The sequence below is a fragment of the Frigidibacter sp. MR17.24 genome, from assembly GCF_037095655.1.
GTDB lineage: Bacteria > Pseudomonadota > Alphaproteobacteria > Rhodobacterales > Rhodobacteraceae > Frigidibacter.
On sequence record NZ_JBAWKE010000008.1, the window covers coordinates 69,522 to 86,732 of the forward strand.

Genomic DNA, 17,211 nt, shown 5'->3' on the forward strand with positions numbered 1-17,211 from the left:
TCAGCTGCCGAGCTTGAGGATCTCGTTCACGCACAGGACGATGAACAGCAGGGCCGAGGCGCCGAGCAGGCCGTTCGACACCCAGCCGTTGCGCCATTCGCGCGGGACCCGCGACGAATTCAGCAGCCAGATCAGCGTCAGGGCCAGGAACGGCATGAAGAAGGCCCCGAGCGCCCCGTAGAGGATCACCAGGAAGAACGGCCGCCCCAGCGCGAACAGCACCATCGGCGGGAAGGTCAGCCACAGAAGGTAGAAGCGGAATGCCGGCGTCAGGTGCAGGTCCTCGCGCGATTGGTCGTGCCGGCCCTGCACGTGGTCGCGCCAGAAGTCGGCGAACAGCAGCGAGACGCCGTGCCACACCCCCAGCACCGAGGAAAGCGAGGTGGCGAAGAAGCCGATCAGGAACAGCGTCGCGATCACCGGGCCGAACCGCTCTGCCAGCACGCCGCGCAGGTCCAGCAGGCCGCGGTCGCCCGAGGCCAGCGCGATCTGCGCCGAATGCAGCAGCTCGGCCCCGATGATCAGCATCGCGATCACGAAGATGCCGGTGACGAGGTAGGACACCCGGTTGTCGAGCCGCATGATCCCCATCCAGGCCGGCGAGCGCCAGCCCTTGGCATTCACCCAGTAGCCGTAGGCCGACATGGTGATCGTGCCGCCGACGCCGCCGATCAGGCCCAGCGTGTAGATGGTCGATCCCTCGGGCACGCTTGGCACCAGCCCGCCAAGCGCCGCGCCGATGTCGGGCACCACCAGGATCGCGACCCCGACCACGATCACGAACATCAGCCCGATCAGCCATTTCATCGCGGTCTCGAAGATCTCGTAGCGGTTCATCGCCACGAAGCCCGCGCACAGGATGCCCGTCGCCGCGGCCCAGACCCAGTTCGGCAGCAGGCCCGGGAACAGCGCCGAGAGCGGCAGCGCCGTCGAACTCATCGCCGTGGCGCCGTAGACGAAGCCCCAGATCAGGATGTAGGCGCCGAAATACCACGAGGTCCATCGCCCGAGGCTACGCCAGCCGTCGAGCATGGTGGACCCGGTCGCGAGGTGATAGCGGGCCGAGCCCTCGGCCAGCGCGATCTTGACGATGCAGCCGATCACCGCGGCCCAGAGCAGCGCATAGCCGAACCGCGACCCCGCGATCAGCGTCGCGACCAGGTCGCCCGCGCCGACCCCGGTCGCGGCGGCGACGATCCCGGGCCCGATCAGCTTCCAGTGCCCGGTCTTCGGCGGCACCGGCTCTTGCGGCGGGGCGGCACTGTCACGCGGTCCGGGCATCCGGGTCTGGTCAGTCATCGGGGTCCTCCTGTGGTGCCGGATCTGCCAGCATTGGGAAATGCGCCGGGCTGCCGATGGGTTCCGTTCATTTGTGCACATCCAAGCGGGCCGGGCTGGTCGGAAAACCGTTGCCCGACCGGCGCGAAGCTGCTAGCTCGCGGCCATCATGACGCTGTCGTTCGCCCCCAAGACCACCACCACCAAGACCACCGCTCCGGCGGGGGACTCGGCGGTGTGCGCGGTCGGACGACCGGACTGACCCCCGAAAGCCCCGCCGGAGACGGACGGGGCCCGGAGAGAAAGGTCACCGTCCCCCTGCCTCACAGGAGAGATGACGATGCTGACCGAACTCGACCGCCCCGAAGTTGACCGCCCCACGAGTGACCGCCCCGCCGCCCGCGTCCTTCCCGCCCATCCCGTCGTCGCCGTCGTCGGCGCGACCGGTGCCGTCGGGGTCGAACTGATCCGCTGCCTCGAGGCGCGCGGCTTCCCGCTGAGCCGGCTGCGGCTGCTGGCCTCGGCCCGTTCGGCCGGGCGCCGGTTCGGCTTTGCCGGCGGCGAGGTCGTGGTCGAGGAGCTGACCGAGGCAAGCTTCGAGGGCGTCGACCTCGCGCTGTTCTCGGCCGGATCGGGGATCTCGAAGCGGTTCGCGCCGGCCGCGGTGGCGGCGGGGGCGATCGTGGTCGACAATTCCTCGGCCTTCCGGATGCTGGAGGAGGTGCCGCTGGTGGTGCCCGAGGTGAACGCGCCCGCGATGGCGGCGCATGGCGGGATCATCGCCAACCCGAACTGCGTGGCCGCGATCATGACGGTGGCGCTGGCGCCGCTGGCGGGGCTGGCGACGATCAGCCGGCTGAACGTGGCGACCTATCAGGCGGCCTCGGGCGGGGGGGCCGCGATGATGGAGGAGCTGGAGCTGTCGACGGCGGCGGCGCTGCGGGGCGAGGGCTATGCGCCGCGGGTGCTGTCGGTGCCCTATGCCTTCAACCTGTTCAGCCACAATGCCGAGATGGACGCCGAGACCGGCTATAACGGCGAGGAGACGAAGGTGGTGGCCGAGACCCGGCGGATCCTCGGCCGGCCCGAGCTGCCGGTGTCGATCACCTGCATCCGGGTGCCGGTGCTGCGCGCCCATGCGATGGCGGTGACGATCGAGTTCGACGAGCCGGTGGCCGTCGAGGCGGCGCGCGCGGCGCTGGCCGCGGCGCCGGGCGTGCGGGTGATCGACGACCGCGACGCGAACCGCTTCCCGATGCCGGCGGATGCCTCGGGGCAGGACGACGTGCTGGTGGGGCGGATCCGCACCGACCTTGGCGATCCCTCGGGTCATTCGCTGGCGGTGTTCGTGGTGGGCGACCAGCTGCTGAAGGGCGCGGCGCTGAACGCGGTGCAGATCGCCGAGGCGCTGCTGCCGCGCTGACTTGACCTTCCGGGCGGGCCCGCCCCCTATCGGCGGGCCCGTTGCAACCGAGGTGTGCCCTGGCCGATCCATCCCCCCCGCGTCGCTGGCCGGTCGTCTCGGCGCTGGGGATCGTCGAGATCCTGGCCTGGGGGTCGAGCTATTACCTGATGGCGCCGCTGGCCGCGGCGATCGTGGCCGGGACCGGCTGGCCGCTGGCGCAGGTCGTCGGCGCGCTGTCGCTGGGGCTGGCGGTGGCCGGGCTGGCCTCGCCCGCGGTGGGGCGGCTGATCGCGCGCCATGGCGGGCGGCCGGTGCTGACCGGGGGCATCCTGTGCATCGCCGCGGGCCAGCTGGTGCTGGCGCTGGCGCCCTCGGTGGCGGTCTTCGCGCTGGGCTGGGTCGTGATCGGGCTGGGGATGGCGGCGGGGCTTTACGATCCCTGCTTTGCCGCGCTGGGCCGGATCTGGGGCCGCGAGGCGCGCGGCGCGATCACGCAGCTCACGCTGTGGGGTGGGTTCGCCAGCACGGTCTGCTGGCCGCTGTCGGCGCTGATGCTGGAGGCGATCGGCTGGCGCGGCGCGGTCGCGGCCTATGCCGGGCTGCAGCTGGCGGTGAGCCTGCCGCTGATCCGGCGGGTGCTGCCGCGCGAGGCGCGGCGCGATCCCGCGCCCGGCCCCGCGGCGGCGGCGCCGCGGCTGACGACGCGCGAGCGGCGGCGCTTCGCGCTGATGGCGGCGGTGTTCACGCTGGTCGCGCTGCTGATGACGATCGTCTCGGTGCATCTGGTGGTGCTGCTGGCGGCGCGCGGCTTCGGCGCGGCCGAGGCGGTGGCGCTGGGCGCGCTGATCGGTCCGGCGCAGGTCGCGGCGCGGCTGGTCGAGATGGCCGGGCGCGGCCGGCATCACCCGCGCTGGACGCTGGCCGCCGCCGGGGTGGCGGCGGGGGCGGGGCTGGTGGCGCTGGGCACCGGCTGGGTGCTGCCCGGGGTGGCGCTGGTGCTGTACGGCGGCGGCAACGGGCTGGTGTCGATCGCGCGGGGGGCCCTGCCGCTGGCCTGGTTCGGCGCGGGGCGCTACCCGGCGCTGATGGGGCAGCTGGCGCGGCCGGCACTGCTGGCGCAGGCGGCGGCGCCGATGCTGGGGGCGCTGCTGCTGCAGGCCGGCGGCGCGGCGGCGGTCTTCGGGCTGCTGGCGGCCGGCGGGCTGCTGCTGGCGGCCATGGTCGCGGTGCTGGTGGCGCTGGGCGATCCCTGAGGCGCGCCGGCCGGATGCGCGAGCCGCTGCGCCCGTGAAACGCAAACGGCCCCCGCGAGGGGGGCCGTCCGGTACCGTTGAGTGCAGGCGAAGCCTCAGGCTTCGGTCTGCTCTTCCTTGCCCTCGACGATCTCTTCGCCGGTGGCTTGGTCGACCATCTTCATGCCGAGACGGACCTTGCCGCGATCGTCGAAGCCCAAGAGCTTGACCTTCACTTCCTGGCCTTCGGTCAGGATCTCGTTCGGGTGCTTCAGGCGGTTCTTCGAGATCTGCGAGACGTGCACGAGGCCGTCACGCTTGCCGAAGAAGTTCACGAAGGCGCCGAAATCGACCAGCTTCACGACCTTGCCGGTGTAGATCTTGCCCTCTTCCGGCTCGGCCACGATCGAATAGATCATGTCGTAGGCCTTCTTGATCGCATCGCCGTTGGCGGAGGCGATCTTGATCACGCCGTCGTCGTTGATGTCGACCTTGGCGCCCGAGACCTCGACGATCTCGCGGATGACCTTGCCGCCCGAACCGATCACTTCGCGGATCTTGTCGGTCGGGATCTGCATCGTCTCGATCCGCGGCGCGTGGGCCGAGAATTCCTGACGACCGGCCGAGAGGGCCTTGTTCATCTCGCTCAGGATGTGCAGACGGCCGTCCTTCGCCTGGGCGAGGGCCTGCTTCATGATCGCGGGCGTGATGCCGGCGACCTTGATGTCCATCTGCAGCGAGGTGATGCCGTCCGCGGTGCCCGCGACCTTGAAGTCCATGTCGCCGAGGTGATCCTCGTCGCCCAGGATGTCGGTCAGGACCGCCCACTTGTCACCCTCGAGGATGAGGCCCATGGCCACGCCCGCGACCGGCGCCTTCAGCGGCACGCCCGCGTCCATCATCGACAGCGAGCCGCCGCAGACCGAGGCCATCGAGGACGAGCCGTTCGATTCGGTGATCTCGGAGACGACGCGGATCGTGTAGGGGAAGTCGGTGGCGGCGGGCAGGACCGCCTGCAGCGCGCGCCAGGCGAGCTTGCCGTGGCCGATCTCGCGGCGGCCGGGCGAGCCCACGCGACCCACTTCGCCGACCGAGTAGGGCGGGAAGTTGTAGTGCAGCAGGAAGTTCGAGCGCGAGTTGCCGTGCAGCGCGTCGATGATCTGCTCGTCGTCGCCGGTGCCGAGCGTGGTGACCACGAGGCCCTGCGTCTCGCCGCGGGTGAACAGCGCCGAGCCGTGGGTGCGCGGCAGGATGCCGACTTCGGACACGATCGGGCGGACCGTGGCGTTGTCGCGGCCGTCGATGCGGGCGCCACCGTTGATGATGTCACCGCGCAGGATGCCCGATTCGAGCTTCTTGACCGCCGAGCCGAAGTTGGCGTCGGCGAGGTCTTCTTCGGTCATCTTGGACTTGATCAGGTCGACGGCCGCGGCGATCGCGGTGGTGCGCTCCTGCTTGTCCTTGATGGCGAAGGCGGCGCGCATCTGCTTTTCGCCGGCCTTGGCGACCTTGGCATAGAGCGCCGAGTAGTCGGGCGACTTGAAGTCGAACGGCTCTTTCGCGGCATCCTCGGCCAGGTCGATGATCAGGTCGATCACCGGCTGCATCGCCTTGTGGCCGAACTCGACCGCGCCCAGCATCTCTTCCTCGGTCAGCTCGTAGGCTTCCGATTCCACCATCATCACGGCGTCCTGGGTGCCGGCGACGACGAGGTCGAGACGCTGCTCGGGGTTGTTGCGCAGGTGGTCCATGTCGGCCACTTCGGGGTTCAGCACGTATTCGCCGTTGGCGAAGCCGACGCGGGCGGCGCCGATCGGGCCCATGAACGGCACGCCCGAGATGGTCAGCGCGGCCGAGGCGGCGATCATCGCGACGATGTCGGGATCGTTCACGAGGTCATGCGACAGCACCGTGCACATCACCAGGACTTCGTGCTTGAAGCCCGGCGCGAACAGCGGCCGGCAGGGGCGGTCGATCAGGCGGGCGGTCAGCGTTTCCTTTTCCGAAGGACGCGCTTCACGCTTGAAGAACCCGCCGGGGATCTTGCCCGCGGCATAGTACTTTTCCTGGTAGTGCACGGTGAGCGGGAAGAAGTCCTGGCCCGGCTTCGGGGCCTTCGCGAAGGTCACGTTGGCCATGACCGAGGTCTCGCCCAGCGTGGCGATGACCGAGCCGTCGGCCTGACGCGCGACCTTGCCGGTTTCCAGCGTCAGGGTCTCCTGACCCCACTGGATGGATTTCTTGGTGACTTTGAACATTCATCATCCTGTAGGGGAGCGCTCCGGCCCATCCGGATCTCCCGATGCGTGGCGGCCCCATTGCCGCCGATCCCGGGTCCTTTGGGCGGGCGCTGGGATCCGGGCGCACGTCCGTAGAATGGGCGGTCCATACAGGAATCGGGGCTGGGGATAAAGTGCTAAGGCCGCGCAGGGTCAATGGCGGCGGAGGGGGCGCTGCCCCCGCCCTTCGGGCCCCCCGGGATATTTCGACCAAGTCGAAAGGGGGCGAAACGCAAAACGGCGACCCCGGGGGGCCGCCGCTTCGATCGTCGGTCGCGGGGTGGGTCAGCGACGCAGGCCAAGACGCTCGATGAGCGAGGCGTAGCGGGCTTCGTCCTTCTTCTTGAGGTAGTCCAGCAGCTTGCGGCGCTGGGCGACCATCATCAGAAGGCCACGACGCGAGTGGTTGTCTTTCTTGTGCGACTTGAAGTGCTCGGTGAGCGTCGCGATGCGCGAGGACAGGATCGCGACCTGGACTTCCGGCGAACCGGTGTCACCCGGCTTCGTCGCGAATTCCGTCATCAGGCGGTTTTTTTCTTCAACGGTGATCGACATCGGGGTCTCCTGTGGCAAAAGGGTCATGGCGCAGGCCGGGATGTCGTCCAGCAAGGCCCTTGGAGGGTCCGCCGTCGGGCGGCGGATGCGTGCCCTTAGGGGAAAACCGGCGCGAAGGGAAGATGTTTCGCACCGACCGGTCCCGGCACGGCCTTGAACAGGTAGCGGCTTGAACCGGCGGCGGGCGGCGGGCCGGGGTCAGGCGGCGACGAGGTGGATGTCGGCCGCCGTCAGCCCGGTGGCGCCCAGCACCGTCGCGACGTGGAAGCCGTCGATGGAGATGTGGGAATTGCCGTCGGCTTCGGTCACGCCGATGTCCGGGGCGGGATGGGCGCCGGCGTCGTAGGCCAGAACGATCATGTCCTCGTGCGGGTCATAGTCGGCGATGGTCGAGGGACCCTCGGCCGCGCCGATCCAGTCGTGGATCAGGAAGGTGTCGGCGCCGGCGCCGCCCGAGCCGGTGTCGCCGGCGCCAAGGTCCAGCAGGTCGTCGCCATCGCCGCCGTTGAGGAAATCGGCTTCGGGCGTGGTCTCGCCGGCCGTGCCCGACAGCGTGTCGTCGCCGGCCTCGCCATAGAGCGTGTCCTGCCCGGCGCCGCCCTGCAGCAGGTCGTTGCCCAGCCCGCCCTCGAGCGCGTCGTTGCCGCTGCCGCCGTCGAGCGTGTCGGCGCCGTCGCCGCCGCGCAGCAGGTCGTCGCCGGCGCCGCCGTCGAGGCTGTCGTCGCCGTCGCAGCCGGCGAGCGTGTCGCGGCCCTCGCCGCCGGAGAGGTGGTCGTTGCCGGTCTCGCCGACCAGAATGTCGTCGCCCGCGCCGCCCTCGAGGCTGTCGTCGCCGGCATGGCCGAAGAGGTGGTCGTCGCCGTCGCCGCCGTCGAGCGAATCATCGCCCTCGCCGCCGCCGATCTGGTCGTTGCCCTCGCCGCCCGAGAGGCTGTCGTTGCCCGCGTCGCCCGAGAGGGTGTCGTCGCCGGCATCGCCCGAGAGCGTGTCGTCGCCCGCGCCGCCCAGCAGGCGGTCGTCGCCGTCGCCGCCGCCGAGCCGGTCGTTGCCGTCGTAGCCCTGCACGGTGTCGTCGCCCGCGCCGCCATGCACGAGGTCGTCGCCGCTGCCCGCGCCGATCACGTCGTCGCCGTCGCCGCCGTCGACCGTGTCGTTGCCCGCGCCCGCCCAGATCCGGTCCCAGCCGGCCTCGCCCGAGATCTGGTCGGCGCCGCCGCCGCCCGACAGCTGGTCGCCGGCCGCGCCGCCGAGGATCGTGTCGTCGCCCGCGCCGCCCGCGAGCGTGTCGGCGGCTGCGGTGCCGATCAGCGCCTGCCCCGGGACAGGGTCATCCAGGACGGGTTCGGCCATGGTGGTCTCGGCGGCCTCTTGCGGGGCCGTGTCGGAGGCCGTGTCGGACGCCGTGTCGGAGGCCATTTCGGCGGCCGGATCGGCGCCGTCGTCCTCGATGTCGTCGTCGGGAATGTCCCAGAGGTTCTGCGTCGGGCCGTCGGCCGCCGCGGCATCGCCGTCGTCGACGGCATCGTCGTCGGTGTCATCCTCGTCGCGGTCCCGGTTCAGCAGATTGAACTCGAGAATTCCGCCGGCGGCCATCAGGCCCGCCAGCGCGGCCAGCATCAGCATCGCAGATCCCCGTTGTGCGCCCGGCCAGCCGGTGCGCAGTCCCACCCGGAGCGCAGGTGATCACGAATCGCTTTCGATAATGGAAACGGGGGCCGGGAAGGGCCGGGTCGGCGCCGTGGCCGGCAGGTAGAGCGGGTGGCGGGGATGCCCGTCGCGGGTCAGGCCGAGCGCGTGCAGCGCCTGGCCCCGCGCGGCGAGTGCGGCCAGCACGGCGGCATCGCGGCCGCGGTGGCGGCCATGCAGCCCCCAAGCGGCGATCATCCGGGCCGCCCCCGCGCAGGCCAGCGCGATCGCGGCGTCGTTGCAGGGGCCGACGGGGGCGCGGGCGCGCCTGAGCCGCGCGGGGTCGGTCGCGCAGAGCGCGAAGAGGTTCGCGATCACGAGGCCGCCGAAGCCCATGGCGCGGGCGCGGGCCTCGCAGCGGGCGATGGTGGGATCGTTGCGGATCTCGGTCGCGCGCGAAGGGTTCAGCATCAGGAAGCCGAGCCGCGGCCCCGGCGCCCAGCGGCGCACCAGCAGGTAGCGGTAGCGCCCCGAGCGCGACCAGAGCGCGAAGGACCGCGCGCGCGCGTCGCGGTGGCGCCGCAGCACCCAGTCGGGGCTGCGGCGGCCGGCGGTCACGGCGCGAAGACGCGGGCGGGGTGCAGCTCGCCGCCGCGGTAGCGGCCGACGGCGACGGCGCGGCCCTCGAAGCTGGCCCAGGCCTCGGCGCCATAGTCGGCGGTGCCCAGCACCTGGCCGGGGTTGCCGTGGCGCAGTCGCGCGGCGCCCTCGGGGGTGCAGCGCAGTTCGGGCAGGTCCTCGAGCGCGACCTCGAGCGGCAGGAGCCGCGCGTCGAGCGCGGGGTCGCCCGACAGGTCCTCGAGCTCGGCGAGGCCGAGGCCGGCCTCGGCCGCGAAGGGGCCGGACCATTCGCGGCGCAGCCAGTCGACATGGCCGAGGCAGCCGAGCGCCTGTCCGAGGTCGCGGGCGATGGCACGGACATAGCCGCCCTTGCCGCAGACCATCTCGAGATCGACGTGGTCGGCGTCGGGACGGCCGAGGATCTCGAGCCGCTCGACCCAGAGCGGGCGCGCGGCAAGCTCGAGCCGCTCGCCCTCGCGCGCGAGGTCGTAGGCGCGCTCGCCCTCGACCTTCACGGCCGAGAACTGCGGCGGCACCTGTTCGATCTGGCCGCGGAAGGCGGCGAGCGCGGTTTCGATCTCGGGGTCCGAGGGGCGGCTGTCCGAGGTGGCGACCACCTCGCCCTCGGCATCGTCGGTGGTGGTGGCGGCGCCGAGCGTGACGCGGAAACGGTAGCATTTCAGCGCATCGGTGATGTAGGGCACGGTCTTCGTCGCCTCGCCGAGCGCGACGGCCAGCACCCCGGTCGCGGCCGGGTCGAGCGTGCCGGCATGGCCGGCCTTGGCGGCGTCGAAGGCGCGGCGCACCTTCGAGACCACCGTGGTCGAGGTGACCCCGGCCGGCTTGTCGACGATCAGCCAGCCCGAGACGGCGCGGCCCTTCCTGCGTCCCATGTCGCATCCTTCGTGGGTGGTCGCGGGAAGCGGCCCCCGCGCGAGGTCCGCCTGCTAACGCCCGGGGCGATTCCGGTCAACCGCCCGCGGTCGACTTGGCGGCGCTAGCGGGGCGCGACCAGCCCGACGATCGGCCCCATCGGCCGTCCGCCCTGGTTCAGCCCCAGCGCCGGCGCGTAGATGCGCGAGATGTTGCCGTCGAAATACAGCGCGTCCGGCAGGCCGAGGTGGTCGCGGAACAGCCGCGCGAACTGGTGGAAATTGACCGGGCCCGCGGAGAGGGCGAAGACCGCGCGGCTTCCGTCGGCCGAGACGCCGACGCCGTTGCGCACGTAGCGCGAGCTGCCGTCGGCCAGGAATTTCGGGTGCAGCGCGCCCTTCAGCACCAGCGCCGGGCCGGACTGGGTCGCGAAGCGGCAGGGGGGCGGGGCAGCGGCGAAGGCGCGGCTCTCGATCACGGAAAACCGCTCGGGGCCGATGCAGAACACCGCGTTCGGCACGAGGCCGAAATTGCCGAAGCCCTCCTGCGTCACGATCGGGGCGGCCTCGGTGCCGTTCTCGATGTAGAGGCCGACGGGGCGGCGGTCGGCATGGTACATGCCCGCGTTCATCGCGAAGACCAGCGAGCGCCCCTCGGAGGCGAGCATCTCGCGCAGCCGCTCGAAGGTGGCGACGGGGCGGCCGTCGGGCGCGGTCAGCCACAGGCGCAGGTCGGCGCCGAACGGCACCTCGCACAGCGCGTAGCCCATGCCCTCGACCGTCTCGCTGCGGCAGGTGTCAGAGCCCTGCGCCAGCGCCGGCCCGCCGAGGCCGAGACCCAGCAGCAGGGCGAGGAGGCGGCGCAGGATCATGCCCCGGGGGTCTGCCCGTCGTCTTCCGGACCGTCTTCTCCGTCGTCTTCCGCGTCATCGCGGCCGGCGGCGATGTCGCGCTGCACGCGTTCGTCGGCGAACATGCGGCGGGTGTCGTCGAGACGGTCGAAGGTCTCGTCGATCTGGAACCGCAGCTCGGGCGCGAATTTCAGCGTCATCGCCTTGGCGACGTGGTGGCGCAGCTCGCCCTTGTTGCGGCGCAGTGCCTTCAGCGCCAGCTCGGCGTCCTGGCCGCCGAGCGGCAGCACGAAGGCGGTGGCGATCTTGAGGTCGGGCGAGGTGCGCACCTCGCCCACCGTGATCGACATGCGGTTGAGATCGGGGTCGTGCACGTCGCCCCGGTTCAGCACGTCGGAAAGCGTGCGCCGGATCAGTTCGCCGACGCGAAGCTGGCGCTGCGAGGGGCCCGAGCCCGAGGAGAAGCGATTGGCTGCCATGATCCCCGGCATGTAGGGCAAGCCGCGCCCCGGTGCAACGGTGGTGGGGCGGGGAGGGTGTCGGGGGCTATGCCTGCGCGGGGCTTCGCGATAAGGCGGGGCGAGACAGCACAGGAGGCCAGCCCATGTCACATCTTCCCGGGATCGTCGTCACCGGATGTTCGGGCCGGATGGGCCAGATGCTGGTGCGCCTGGTGGCCGGGTCGGACAGGGCGCGGCTGGTGGGCGCGCTGGAGCGGCCGGGGCATGCCTGGGTCGGGCAGGACGTGGGCCTGGCCATGGGCGGGGCCGAGATCGGCGTGCCCGTGACCGACGATCCGCTCGAGGCCTTCGCGCGGGCGCAGGCGGTGATCGATTTCACCGCGCCGGCCGCCTCGGTCGAGTTCGCGGCGCTGGCGGCGCAGGCGCGGGCGGTGCACGTGATCGGCACCACCGGGATGGAGCGCGAGCATCTCGACAGGATCGCCGCGGCGGCGCGCCACGCGGTGATCGTGCGCGCGGGCAACATGAGCCTGGGCGTCAACCTGCTGGTGCAGCTGACGAAGAAGGTGGCGCAGGCGCTGGACCCCGACTGGGACATCGAGATCGTCGAGGCCCATCACAACCGCAAGGTCGACGCGCCCTCGGGCACGGCGCTGATGCTGGGCGAGGCTGCGGCCGAGGGGCGGGGCGTCGCGCTTGACGACGTGGCGGACCGGGGCCGTGACGGCATCACCGGCGCGCGCGAGCGTGGCCACATCGGCTTTGCCGCGATCCGCGGCGGCGACGTGGTCGGCGAGCACGACGTGATCTTCGCCGCCGCCGGCGAGCGGGTGGTGCTGCGCCACCTGGCCACCGACCGGGCGATCTTCGCCCGCGGCGCGCTGAAGGCCGCGCTGTGGGGGCAGGGCGCGAAGCCCGGCGAATACGACATGATCGACGTGCTGGGGCTCTAGCCCCGAGGTCGGCCGCGCTCAGAAGTCGATGGCGAGGCCCTTCTTCTCCCAGTCGCCGTAGCGCACCGGCTCGGGGCCGTCGCGGCCGCCAAGCTCGGTCGGCAGCGGCGCCTCGGCCGCGGCCTTGCGGCGCCGTTCCTCGGCCTCGGCAAGGGCGCGCTGGGCGGCGGGGGGCAGATCGGTCATGGCGGTGTCCTTCGCGGGTTCCGGGACGGGCATGGGCCGAGTATAGACCCCGGCGGCGGTGAACCCAAGCGGCGAGGCGATGATGCAGGATCTGGACGGCGGCAGGAAGATGGCGCCGCGCGCGGCGGCGGCGGCGCTGGTGGCCGAGGTGACCGGCGCGGGACGGCTGCTGGCCGAGGTCGAGGGCGCGCTGCTTGCCGCGCTGGAGCCGGCCGCGCGGGCGCGCGCGCTGCGGCTTGCCACCGAGACCCTGCGGCAGATGCCGCGCGCCGACCGGGTGCTGAAGCCCTTCCTGCGCAAGGCGCCGCCGGCGCCGGTCGCGGCGGTGCTGCGCGTCGCGGTGGTCGAGATGGCGGTGTTCGGCGCCGCCGGGCACGGCGTCGTCGGCGAGGCGGTCACCACCCTGCGCAACGATCCGAAGACCGAGGGCTTCGCCAGCCTCGCCAACGCCGTGCTGCGCAAGGCCGCCGCTGCCGTGGAGGGCCAGAAAGTCGAGAGCCAGGGAGCCGATGGCCGGGGATTCGACGGCCAGCCGGTGCCCGAGCTGCCGGGCTGGCTGCGCGGGCGGCTGATGTCGGCCTGGGGCAAGAAGGCGGTGCAGGCGATGGAGGCCGCGCATCTCGCGGGGGCGCCGCTCGACCTGACGCCGCGCGACGGCGATGCGCAGGCGCTGGCGGCGCGGCTGGGGGGCACGGTGATCGCGGGCGGCTCGGTGCGGCTGGCGGCGGCGGGCCAGGTCAGCGCGCTGCCGGGGTATGACACGGGCGCGTGGTGGGTGCAGGATGCCGCCGCCGCGCTGCCCGCCCGGCTGCTGGGCGCGCGCCCGGGCGAGCGGGTCGCGGACCTGTGCGCCGCGCCGGGCGGCAAGACGCTGCAGCTGGCGGCCGCCGGGGCCGAGGTGACGGCGGTCGACCTGTCCGCCGCCCGCCTCGTGCGGCTGCGCGAGAACCTCGCGCGCACCGGGCTGAGCGCGACGGTGGTCGAGGCCGATGCGCTGGACTGGCGCCCCGGCGCGCCGCTCGACGCGGTGCTGCTCGATGCGCCCTGTTCGGCCACCGGCACGATCCGGCGCCACCCGGACCTGCCCCATGCCAAGGGCGGCGAGGGGATCCGGCCGCTGGCCGCGCTGCAGGCCGAGATGCTCGACCATGCCGCGACGCTGCTCGCGCCCGGGGGGCGGCTGGTGTTCTGCACCTGCTCGCTGCTGCCCGAGGAGGGCGAGGCGCAGCTGGCGGCGCTGCTGGACCGGCGCACCGACCTGGCCGAGGATCCCGAGGCGCTGGATCGGGCGGGGCTGGGGCAGGCCGGTGTTGCGGCGCAATGGCGCAGCGGCGCCGCCGCGCTGCGGATCCGCCCGGATTTCCTGGCCGGCGAGGGCGGGATCGACGGCTTCTACATGGCCTGCCTGCGCAAGACGGCGTGAGCCACCCCGGGCCCGCGGCCATTTGCCGATGACAGCGGCGGGGGCGCTGGATATGGTGCGCCGCGAACCGCCTTCCCGTCCTGATCCCCGCGCGAGATGACCCGATCCATGCCTGATGCGACCGCCGCCGAAGGCCTCGGGTCGCGGCTGACACGCCTGATGGACCGGTTCCATGCCTGGGTCGCGGTGCGCCGCCACCACGGCGAGGGATTCACCACCACGCCCGAGCCGCGCACCGTCGGCGCCTATGCCCGCGGCCGCCAGCTGATCGCCGGCAACTTCCAGTTCGCGGGCCACCTGGTCGAGGGCGGCAGCCTGACGCCCTGGGATGTCGCCGCGCCCTCGGCCGCCTTCGAGCGCGCGGCGCAGGGCTTCGCCTGGCTCGACGACCTGGCGGCGGTGGCCGACGGGGCGGCGCGGGCGCGGGCGCAGGCCTGGACCGCCGACTGGATCGCGCGCTTCGGCGCCGGCCGCGGCCCGGGCTGGACGCCCGAGCTGACCGGGCGGCGGCTGATCCGCTGGATCAACAACGCCAACCTGTTGCTGGCCGGGCAGGAGCGCGAGGCCTCGGACCGCTATTTCCGCAGCCTCGGGCAGCAGACCCGGTTCCTGTCGCGCCGCTGGGCCGCCGCGCCCTCGGGCCTGCCGCGGATCGAGGCGCTGACCGGGCTGATCCACGCCGGCCTCGCGCTGAAGGGGATGGAGCGGCTGGCGGGCCCGGCGGCCAGGGCGCTGGCCAAGGACTGCGCGGTGGCGATCGACGTCTCGGGCGGGATCGCGAGCCGCAACCCCGAGGAGGCGCTCGAGACCTTCGTGCTGCTGACCTGGGCGGCCGAGGTGCTGACGGGCGCGGGGCGCAGCGTCGATCCGCGCCATGTCGCCGCGATCGAGCGGATGGCGCCGACGCTTCGGGCGCTGCGCCATGCCGATGGCGGGCTTGGCCGGTTCCATGGCGGGGGGCGCGGCGTCGAGGGGCGGCTGGACCAGGCGCTGGCGGCGGCGGGGGTGCGCGGCACCGCCGGGGGCGGCGCCTCGATGGGTTACGTGCGGATGGCGGGCGGGCGCACCACGGTGCTGATCGACGCGGCGCCGCCGCCGCCGGGCGACAATGCCCATGCCTCGACCCTGGCGCTGGAGCTGACCTCGGGGCGGCGGCCGGTGGTGGTCAACTGCGGATCTGGCCTGGCCTTCGGGCCGGACTGGCATCGGGCGGGGCGCGCGACGCCCAGCCATTCGACGCTGGGGATCACCGGCTTCTCGTCGTCGCGGCTGGCCAACCCCGGGATGGGGCGGCGCGGCGCGCAGCCCGCGCGGCGCTTCGAGGATGCGCCGACCGAGGTGCGGATGGAGCTGGCGACCGAGGAGGCCGGGCTTCGGTTCCTGGGCGGGCACGACGGCTATGTGCCGACCCACGGCATGACCCATGCGCGCGAGCTGGTGTTGGACAGCCACGGCCGCCGGCTGTCGGGCGAGGACACGCTGGGCGCGCTGAGCCCGGCCGACGCCAAGCGCTTCGACGTGCTGATGGCGCGCACCGAGCGGGCGGGCATCGCCTTCGACATCCGCTTCCACCTGCATCCCGATGTCGACGCGGCGCTGGACATGGGCGGGGCCGCGGTCTCGCTGGCGCTGAAATCGGGCGAGATCTGGGTGTTCCGCCACGACGGCGTCGGCACGCTGCGGCTTGAACCCTCGGTCTATCTCGAGCGCGGGCGGCTGAAGCCGCGGCCGACGCGGCAGATCGTGCTGTCGGCGCGGGTCATGGACTATGCCTGCCAACTGGGGTGGACCTTGGCGAAGGCTCAGGATACCCCCGCGGGCATCCGCGACCTCGACCGCGACGACACGACTCATTTCTGAAGGGTGGCCCCCCGCATGACCGACCTGCTTCCGATCTCCCGCGCGCTTCTCTCGGTGTCCGACAAGACCGGGCTTCTCGAATTCGCACAGGCGCTGGCCGCCCGGGGGGTGGAGCTGCTGTCGACCGGGGGCACCTCGAAGATGCTGCGCGAGGCCGGGCTGTCGGTGACCGACGTGGCCGATGTCACCGGCTTCCCCGAGATGATGGACGGCCGGGTGAAGACGCTGCACCCCAAGGTCCACGGCGGGCTGCTGGCGCTGCGCGACAACCAGGAACACCGCACCGCGATGGAGACCCACGGCATCGCGCCGATCGACCTGCTGGTGGTGAACCTCTACCCGTTCGAGGCGACGGTCGCGAAGGGCGCCGCCTATGACGACTGCATCGAGAACATCGACATCGGCGGCCCGGCGATGATCCGCGCCGCGGCGAAGAACCACGCCTTCGTCAACGTCGTCGTCGATGTCGAGGATTACGCCGCCGTCCTGGCCGAGCTGGACGCCAACGACGACCGCACCTCGATGGCGTTCCGCCAGCGGCTGGCGCAGGCGGCCTATGCCCGCACCGCCGCCTACGACGCCGCGGTGTCGACCTGGATGGCCAAGGCGATCGACGAGGCGACCCCGCGCCGCCGCGCCTTCGCCGGCACCCTGGCCCAGACGCTGCGCTACGGCGAGAACCCGCACCAGTCGGCGGCCTTCTACCTGGACGGCACCGGCCGCCCGGGCGTGGCGACGGCGAAGCAGCTGCAGGGCAAGGAGCTGTCCTACAACAACATCAACGACACCGACGCGGCGTTCGAGCTGGTGGCCGAATTCGGCACCGAGCAGCCGGCGGTGGCGATCATCAAGCATGCCAACCCCTGCGGCGTCGCCACCGGGTCGAGCCTGCTCGAGGCCTACAAGCGCGCCTATGACTGCGACCGCACCTCGGCCTTCGGCGGGATCGTGGCGCTGAACGGCCGCTTGGACGCGGCGACGGCGGAAGAGATCGTGAAGATCTTCACCGAGGTCGTGATCGCGCCCGAGGCCGACGACGCGGCGATCGCGATCTTCGCCGCGAAGAAGAACCTGCGGCTGCTGGTGACCGGCGCGCTGCCCGATCCGACGGCCGAGATCCTGACCTATCGCCAGGTCGCCGGCGGCATGCTGGTGCAGGGCAAGGACAATGGCCGCCTGACCAAGGGCGATCTGAAGGTCGTCACGAAGAAGACCCCGACGGACGCGCAGATGGACGACCTGCTGTTCGCCTGGAAGGTTGCCAAGCACGTGAAGTCGAACGCGATCATCTACGTCAGGGACGGCGCGACGGTCGGCGTCGGCGCCGGCCAGATGAGCCGCGTGGACAGCACCCGGATCGCCGCGCGCAAGGCCGAGGACATGGCCGAGGCGCTGGGCCTCGACGCGCCGCTGACCAAGGGCTGCGTCGTCGCCTCGGACGCGTTCTTCCCGTTCCCGGACGGTCTGCTGACCGCGGCCGAGGCCGGTGCGCTGGCGGTGATCCAGCCCGGCGGCTCGATGCGCGACGCCGAGGTGATCGCCGCCGCCGACGAGGCCGGGATCGCCATGGTCTTCACCGGCATGCGCCACTTCCGGCACTGAGCCGCCG

General features: G+C 72.3%; 15 protein-coding genes. 6 read left to right on the forward strand and 9 right to left on the reverse strand.

All coding sequences use genetic code 11. The annotated features are described in order from the left end of the window. Positions 1 to 1,299 (reverse strand): Nramp family divalent metal transporter, encoded by a 1,299-nt coding sequence (locus V8J39_RS19355; protein WP_336462608.1) that lies wholly within the window; start codon positions 1,297 to 1,299, stop codon positions 1 to 3. 319 nt (positions 1,300 to 1,618) lie between these two features. Between V8J39_RS19355 and V8J39_RS19360 the strand changes: the two genes are divergently transcribed. Beyond that, positions 1,619 to 2,701: an aspartate-semialdehyde dehydrogenase gene (locus tag V8J39_RS19360; RefSeq protein WP_336462609.1), complete on the forward strand. Its 1,083-nt coding sequence runs from the start codon at positions 1,619 to 1,621 to the stop codon at positions 2,699 to 2,701. Positions 2,702 to 2,742: 41 nt separating this feature from the next. After that, on the forward strand, positions 2,743 to 3,936 hold the full coding sequence (locus V8J39_RS19365; protein WP_336462610.1) for an MFS transporter: 1,194 nt from the start codon (positions 2,743 to 2,745) through the stop codon (positions 3,934 to 3,936). 95 nt (positions 3,937 to 4,031) lie between these two features. Here the strand turns inward: V8J39_RS19365 and pnp are convergent, their stop codons facing one another. The 7 genes from pnp to rbfA form a co-directional block, all read right to left on the reverse strand. Further along, positions 4,032 to 6,173: a polyribonucleotide nucleotidyltransferase gene (gene pnp, locus V8J39_RS19370; protein WP_336462611.1), complete on the reverse strand. Its 2,142-nt coding sequence runs from the start codon at positions 6,171 to 6,173 to the stop codon at positions 4,032 to 4,034. Positions 6,174 to 6,479: 306 nt separating this feature from the next. After that, complete coding sequence (rpsO, locus tag V8J39_RS19375; protein WP_336462612.1) at positions 6,480 to 6,749, reverse strand: 30S ribosomal protein S15; 270 nt, start codon at positions 6,747 to 6,749, stop codon at positions 6,480 to 6,482. Between the two features lie 198 nt (positions 6,750 to 6,947). Further along, positions 6,948 to 8,372 (reverse strand): calcium-binding protein, encoded by a 1,425-nt coding sequence (locus V8J39_RS19380; protein WP_336462613.1) that lies wholly within the window; start codon positions 8,370 to 8,372, stop codon positions 6,948 to 6,950. A 60-nt stretch (positions 8,373 to 8,432) separates the two neighbouring features. Then, complete coding sequence (locus V8J39_RS19385; protein WP_336462614.1) at positions 8,433 to 8,993, reverse strand: DUF1643 domain-containing protein; 561 nt, start codon at positions 8,991 to 8,993, stop codon at positions 8,433 to 8,435. After that, positions 8,990 to 9,889, reverse strand: a complete 900-nt coding sequence (gene truB / locus V8J39_RS19390; protein WP_336462615.1) for a tRNA pseudouridine(55) synthase TruB — start codon at positions 9,887 to 9,889, stop codon at positions 8,990 to 8,992. The genes V8J39_RS19385 and truB overlap by 4 nt, the downstream gene beginning before the upstream one ends. A 104-nt stretch (positions 9,890 to 9,993) precedes the next feature. Next, a complete protein-coding gene (locus tag V8J39_RS19395) occupies positions 9,994 to 10,737 on the reverse strand; it encodes a phosphodiester glycosidase family protein (protein WP_442902622.1) in 744 nt (247 codons plus the stop codon). After that, positions 10,737 to 11,198 carry a 30S ribosome-binding factor RbfA gene (rbfA, locus tag V8J39_RS19400; RefSeq protein ID WP_336462617.1) on the reverse strand — a complete coding sequence of 154 codons (462 nt, stop codon included), beginning with the start codon at positions 11,196 to 11,198 and terminating at the stop codon, positions 10,737 to 10,739. The genes V8J39_RS19395 and rbfA overlap by 1 nt, the downstream gene beginning before the upstream one ends. Before the next feature lie 125 nt (positions 11,199 to 11,323). Here rbfA and dapB point away from each other — a divergent pair, with 125 nt between their 5' ends. Beyond that, a complete protein-coding gene (gene dapB / locus V8J39_RS19405; RefSeq protein ID WP_336462618.1) occupies positions 11,324 to 12,133 on the forward strand; it encodes a 4-hydroxy-tetrahydrodipicolinate reductase in 810 nt (269 codons plus the stop codon). A gap of 18 nt (positions 12,134 to 12,151) precedes the next feature. Here dapB and V8J39_RS19410 read toward each other — a convergent pair whose 3' ends face one another. Further along, positions 12,152 to 12,319 carry a DUF1674 domain-containing protein gene (locus V8J39_RS19410; protein WP_336462619.1) on the reverse strand — a complete coding sequence of 56 codons (168 nt, stop codon included), beginning with the start codon at positions 12,317 to 12,319 and terminating at the stop codon, positions 12,152 to 12,154. Positions 12,320 to 12,401: 82 nt separating this feature from the next. Here V8J39_RS19410 and V8J39_RS19415 point away from each other — a divergent pair, with 82 nt between their 5' ends. The 3 genes from V8J39_RS19415 (at position 12,402) to purH (ending at position 17,204) form a co-directional block, all read left to right on the forward strand. After that, complete coding sequence (locus V8J39_RS19415; protein WP_336462620.1) at positions 12,402 to 13,742, forward strand: RsmB/NOP family class I SAM-dependent RNA methyltransferase; 1,341 nt, start codon at positions 12,402 to 12,404, stop codon at positions 13,740 to 13,742. A gap of 108 nt (positions 13,743 to 13,850) precedes the next feature. After that, positions 13,851 to 15,602, forward strand: coding sequence for a heparinase II/III family protein (locus tag V8J39_RS19420; RefSeq protein ID WP_336462621.1), 1,752 nt, complete (start codon positions 13,851 to 13,853; stop codon positions 15,600 to 15,602). A gap of 15 nt (positions 15,603 to 15,617) precedes the next feature. Next, positions 15,618 to 17,204, forward strand: a complete 1,587-nt coding sequence (gene purH, locus V8J39_RS19425) for a bifunctional phosphoribosylaminoimidazolecarboxamide formyltransferase/IMP cyclohydrolase (protein ID WP_336462622.1) — start codon at positions 15,618 to 15,620, stop codon at positions 17,202 to 17,204. Positions 17,205 to 17,211: the final 7 nt, after the last annotated feature.